The sequence below is a fragment of the Nostocoides sp. genome (assembly GCF_035343835.1).
In the GTDB taxonomy this organism is placed as follows: Bacteria; Actinomycetota; Actinomycetes; order Actinomycetales; family Dermatophilaceae; genus Nostocoides_A; species Nostocoides_A vanveenii.
Map to the genome: position 1 here is coordinate 1 of NZ_DAOQZV010000256.1, position 4,291 is coordinate 4,291.

A 4,291-nucleotide genomic window follows, 5' to 3' on the forward strand; every position below is an offset into this window, starting at 1 on the left:
ACCTGGGCGCTCCCGGTCCCCTCCACCTGGACGGCGGCCGCGTCGGGCGCGTGGCCGCCGGGGTCGCGGAACCCAGCGCCGAAGGCGGTCGACCAACTGACGATGTGCTCACGCAGGTCGGCGACCGAGTAGTCGGTGCAGGGCGTCGGGTCGGCGTCGGCGCCCGCGGGGAGCGCGTCGAGCAGATCGGCGATGGCGAGCAGGACGTTGCGGGTCTCGGCCGCGGTGGCCTGGTGATCGGTGGGCGGGGGTGCATCGGTTGTCATACATCGACGGTATGTCCGCCTGCCCGCCCGGGACTTGAAGATTCGCGCCAACTTGGGCCACCGCATACGTCCGTAGGCTGGCGGCCGTGCCCACTCCACCCGACCCGCGCCGCGACACCCGCGCGATCCTCTATCCGGGGCAGATGCGTCAGTGGGTCACGCTCGAGCGCTTCCCGGTCGGGCCGCAGTGGGTGGGCATCCTCGACTGGGCCTGGTCGGTCACCTGGGAGGTGCCGCCGGGGGAGAGCTACGCCCAGGATGTGCTCTCGCTGCCTGCCGTGAACCTTAGCGTCGGCACCACGCCGCCGCCAGGCCCGAACCCCCCACCCGGCCCGTATGCCGTGGCCCCCCGCGTCGTCGGCGTCGCCTCCCGGCGCACCACGCGCGTGTTGTCGGGCTCGGGGTGGAATGTCGCCGTCAAGACGACGGTCGGCGGCTTCGGCGCGCTCGTCAATGGCTCCGTGGCGCAGTGGACCGACGCCGAGGTGCCGATGGAGCACGTGCTGCCCGTGGACTCGGCCGCCCTCGGGGCCGAGATGGCCCGGGCGTCGACCGGAGCCGAGCGAGCCGGGCACCTCCTCAGCGCGCTGGAACCCCTTCTGGCGCAGGCCGATCAGGCGCGGATTCGGACGGCCCGCGAGGTCGCCGCGATCGCCGAGGCGGCCACCGCGGACCCGGACTTGCGGCTGGTGGGGGAACTCGCGGCATACGCCGGCGTGAGCGTGCGGACGCTGCAGCGGCTGTTCGCGGAGTATGCCGGGATCTCACCGGCCTGGATGCTGCGCCGGCTGCGCCTGATCGAGGCGGCCGAGCGGGTCGCGCGGGGGGAGGAGGTGCGGTGGGCCGACGTCGCTGCGGATCTCGGCTACAGCGACCAGGCGCACCTGAGCCGCGAGTTCACCGCCGCCGTCGGTGCCACCCCGAGCGCGTATGCCGTGGCCCAGGGCCGTCCGCGCCTCTAGCCCCGAGCGGTGACGGTCCCGGCCGGACATCAGGCCGGCAGCGGATCCAACCCGCCCTGGTGCCTTGTCCACGTGTCCACGCCGCGCAATTCATCGGCCATCGGTGACTCGAAAAGCGACGCTGCCCAACGCAATTCGTCGAGTGTCATTGGGTAGTCGCCTCGTCCGGCCGCGGCGGCACGGTGGGTCAGGCGGTGCCACAGCTCCTCCACGGGCACGTCGAAGATGTGGAAGTCGATTTTCGCGCCGGCGGCGCGTGCATCGGCGAAGGTCCGCTCCCGCTCCGCTGCATCCACAGGCCGTCCTCGAGGATCACATCGCACCCCGTCAGCAGCAGGGTCATCGCGTGGTCGTACAGCCGCCTCTGCAGCCGGTCGTGGAAGTCGGTGTCGGCGTGCGGCACTCCCAGGGGGCCCTGCCAGTCATCGGTGCACAGGCGCACGCCGCGGCCGGCCTGCTCCAAGCGCTTGGCTAGCGTCGTCTTGCCCGCGCCGGGCAGCCCGCAGAAGAGGTCAGGATCGGCATACGAGCCGTCCGACGGCCTGGTGCATCACGGATGGACTGTAAGCTGTCGCGGCGGATCCGGGCCTGCGGAGGCCGCCAGGGTCGATGACCCAATAGGCTTCGCGCCCGTGGGGAAACGCCGGATGGAGCGCCTCGATCCGGGGCTTGTGCACGCGACGGTCGTCCGACTTGCCGACCGGATCCGGGCGCGCTTCCCGCAGCGCCATCTCGGCCACGTCGCCGATGAACTCGTCACCATCGCCAAGAAGATCGACCATGAAGGTGACGGTGCCCGGCGGCGCCTGCACCGAGTGACGTATGCCGCGCGGCTCGGCTCCGTCCTCATCCTCGCCGCGACCTCGATCCTGCTTCTCCTGGCCGTGCGCGATGCCATCCGGCACGGGCCGGACACCACGATCGAGTGGGTGCCGCTGATCGAGTCGATGATCAACGACCTGGTCTTCGCCGGCATCGCGCTCTTCTTCCTGCGCGCTTGGCCGGAGCGGATCGAGCGCGGCCGGCTGCTGGCGACGCTGCACCGGCTGCGCTCGCTCGCGCACATCGTCGACATGCACCAACTCACCAAGGATCCCGAGCGGCTGCGGCCCGACTTCGTCCCCACCTCGCACTCGGTCGACCCCGGCCTCGGCCGCGACGACCTGGAGCACTATCTCGACTACTGCTCAGAGTTGCTCTCCCTGATCGGCAAGGTCGCGGCGCTCTGCGCCGAGGAGTCCGAGGACGCCCTCGTCCTGGACACCATCAGCACCATCGAGACCATGACGACGGGCATGTCCGGGAAGATCTGGCAAAAGATCTCGCTGCTCCCGAACTGATCGCCCTGTCCCGCCCCGGCATCCTGGTCGCTCTGGTGCCGCTGGGGGCTGCCCTCGCCGGGATCGGCGTCGTCCCTGGTCAACACGGGTGCCATGCCCCTCGGCGGGCTGGCTGCGGGCTGGCTCGGCGATCGCCTCGGCGTCCGGGCGACGATCGCGGTGCTGGCCGGGCTGCACGCCCTGGCCTCGCTGTCGGTGCTGGTCGGCACCTACCGGTCGGCCCCTACCGGTCGGGCCGGCCGCTCCCGGAGGAGCCGATGGTGCTGCCCTGAGCCAAGGAGCCGAAACGCCCGAGGATCTTCCCGGGCCGGGCTTGACGGTCATGCATCGGCGGGGAGTATGGTCGTTCTAGAACATGCGTTCGACGAACATTCGTTCTAGGTGACCTACTTCAGCCGCCCGGCGGCGATGTCGTCGACCCCCTGCGGCCGGCCATCGCAGCCTGCCTTAGTCGAGGAGACGCCCATGGCCCGTTCCTATGACGAACCGGTCCACGTCCAGGCCCAGGACGAGGTGATGTCCGCCTTTATCTGGCGGGGCCGGCTGTATGCCGTGCGCGGCCTGGTCGATCGCTGGACCGAGCGCCGCTCGTGGTGGCAGGACCCCGTGGGTGCGCCGCAGGCGGGGGAGCGGACCGTCTGGCGCGTGGAGGCGAGCGCCGGCCGGCATACGGGCACGGGGGTCTATGACATCGGCCGGGACACCGACGTCGACCAGTCCTACCCGAGCTGGACGCTACTGCGGGTCCAGGACTGAGGTCGGCCATGACAGCGGAAACCCTTGTGCGACAGGAGAAGACGGTGCACGAATCACGATTCGACGCGGCTCGGGTGGCGTCGGCGCTCGATCTGCTGGACGGGTCGAGCGCGTCTCTGGTCGAGGCCAGCCACGCCGGCGAAGTGGCGCAGCGCTATGTCATCGCCCAGCTCGCCGCCTTGCGCGCGGCCGCCGCGGTGCTGGCGGTTCGCGGCCCGCAACTGATCGGCACGCGCTCCACCGGTGGCCCGCGCAATCTGTGGGAGTTGCTGCCCGCGGTCGCGCCGGAGTTGCGAGAGTGGGCCGAGTTCTTCGCGCATACGGCCACCCGGCGCTGGGCGGTGGACGAAGGCCGGCAGGTGGTCTCGGTGCGCGAGGCCGACGACCTGGTGCGCTCGGCCGGCGAGTTCCACGACCGGGTTCGCTGCCTGCTCGGCCTGACCCGCGCCGCCGAACCCCTTCGCCTGACCCCGGCCCTGTCCTGATGGGCGCGTCTCGTGCCCGGCGCCGCCCGTGCACGGGTTTGTCACGCATACCCGGGTTTGTCACGTAGGCACCGGTCCGGACGGGTGTGGCCGTGGCGAACCGGTGTCATGGTGACGAACCGGTGTATGCGCGGCTGTCCCGTGAGCCCAGCAAGCCGACACCATCGCCTCGACCCGACAGTTCGACGGGCGCACCCGACCTCAGAGATCTCAACCCATTCAGTCATCAAGTGACCTGCCATGACCGAGTTCACCCATCTGCACCTCGCCTCGGGCTTCTCGATGCGCTACGGCGCGGCGACCCCGGAGGCACTGGTCGAGCGGGCCGCGCAGTACGGCCAGCCGGCGATCGCCCTGACCGATCGCGACGGGCTCTATGGGGCGATCCGCTTCGTCCAGGCCGCGGCCAAGGCCGGGCTCGCGCCGGTGCTCGGCGTCGACCTGGCGATGGCCGGTGGCATCCTCGACGCCGCGCCCGATCC

At 71.0% G+C, this 4,291-nt stretch carries 7 protein-coding genes; 5 read left to right on the plus strand and 2 right to left on the minus strand.

The window, feature by feature from the left end:
- A partial coding sequence (locus PKH97_RS14260) for a maleylpyruvate isomerase N-terminal domain-containing protein (protein WP_324388215.1) occupies positions 1-266 on the minus strand: 266 nt, incomplete at its 3' end.
- Between the two features lie 86 nt (positions 267-352).
- Here PKH97_RS14260 and PKH97_RS14265 point away from each other — a divergent pair.
- Positions 353-1,228, plus strand: a complete 876-nt coding sequence (locus PKH97_RS14265; protein WP_324388216.1) for a helix-turn-helix domain-containing protein — start codon at positions 353-355, stop codon at positions 1,226-1,228.
- A gap of 29 nt (positions 1,229-1,257) precedes the next feature.
- Here the strand turns inward: PKH97_RS14265 and PKH97_RS14270 are convergent, their stop codons facing one another.
- Entirely contained in the window at positions 1,258-1,524 is a 267-nt protein-coding gene (locus PKH97_RS14270) for a hypothetical protein (RefSeq protein ID WP_324388217.1), read from the minus strand.
- Positions 1,525-1,860: 336 nt separating this feature from the next.
- On the opposite strand from PKH97_RS14270, the gene PKH97_RS14275 reads away from it, so the two are divergent.
- From PKH97_RS14275 to PKH97_RS14290, 4 genes are all read left to right on the plus strand, one after another.
- Positions 1,861-2,568 carry a hypothetical protein gene (locus tag PKH97_RS14275; protein ID WP_324388218.1) on the plus strand — a complete coding sequence of 236 codons (708 nt, stop codon included), beginning with the start codon at positions 1,861-1,863 and terminating at the stop codon, positions 2,566-2,568.
- Between the two features lie 465 nt (positions 2,569-3,033).
- Complete coding sequence (locus PKH97_RS14280) at positions 3,034-3,324, plus strand: DUF6504 family protein (RefSeq protein ID WP_324388220.1); 291 nt, start codon at positions 3,034-3,036, stop codon at positions 3,322-3,324.
- 8 nt (positions 3,325-3,332) lie between these two features.
- Positions 3,333-3,809 carry an SAV_6107 family HEPN domain-containing protein gene (locus PKH97_RS14285; protein ID WP_324388221.1) on the plus strand — a complete coding sequence of 159 codons (477 nt, stop codon included), beginning with the start codon at positions 3,333-3,335 and terminating at the stop codon, positions 3,807-3,809.
- Positions 3,810-4,049: 240 nt separating this feature from the next.
- A partial coding sequence (locus PKH97_RS14290; protein WP_324388222.1) for a PHP domain-containing protein occupies positions 4,050-4,291 on the plus strand: 242 nt, incomplete at its 3' end.

Bases quoted from the DNA above. Each gene is read 5' to 3' on its own strand.
- PKH97_RS14285 (WP_324388221.1), top strand. From the start codon at position 3,333: ATGACAGCGGAAACCCTTGTGCGACAGGAGAAGACGGTGCACGAATCA.
- PKH97_RS14280 (WP_324388220.1), top strand. From the start codon at position 3,034: ATGGCCCGTTCCTATGACGAACCGGTCCACGTCCAGGCCCAGGACGAG.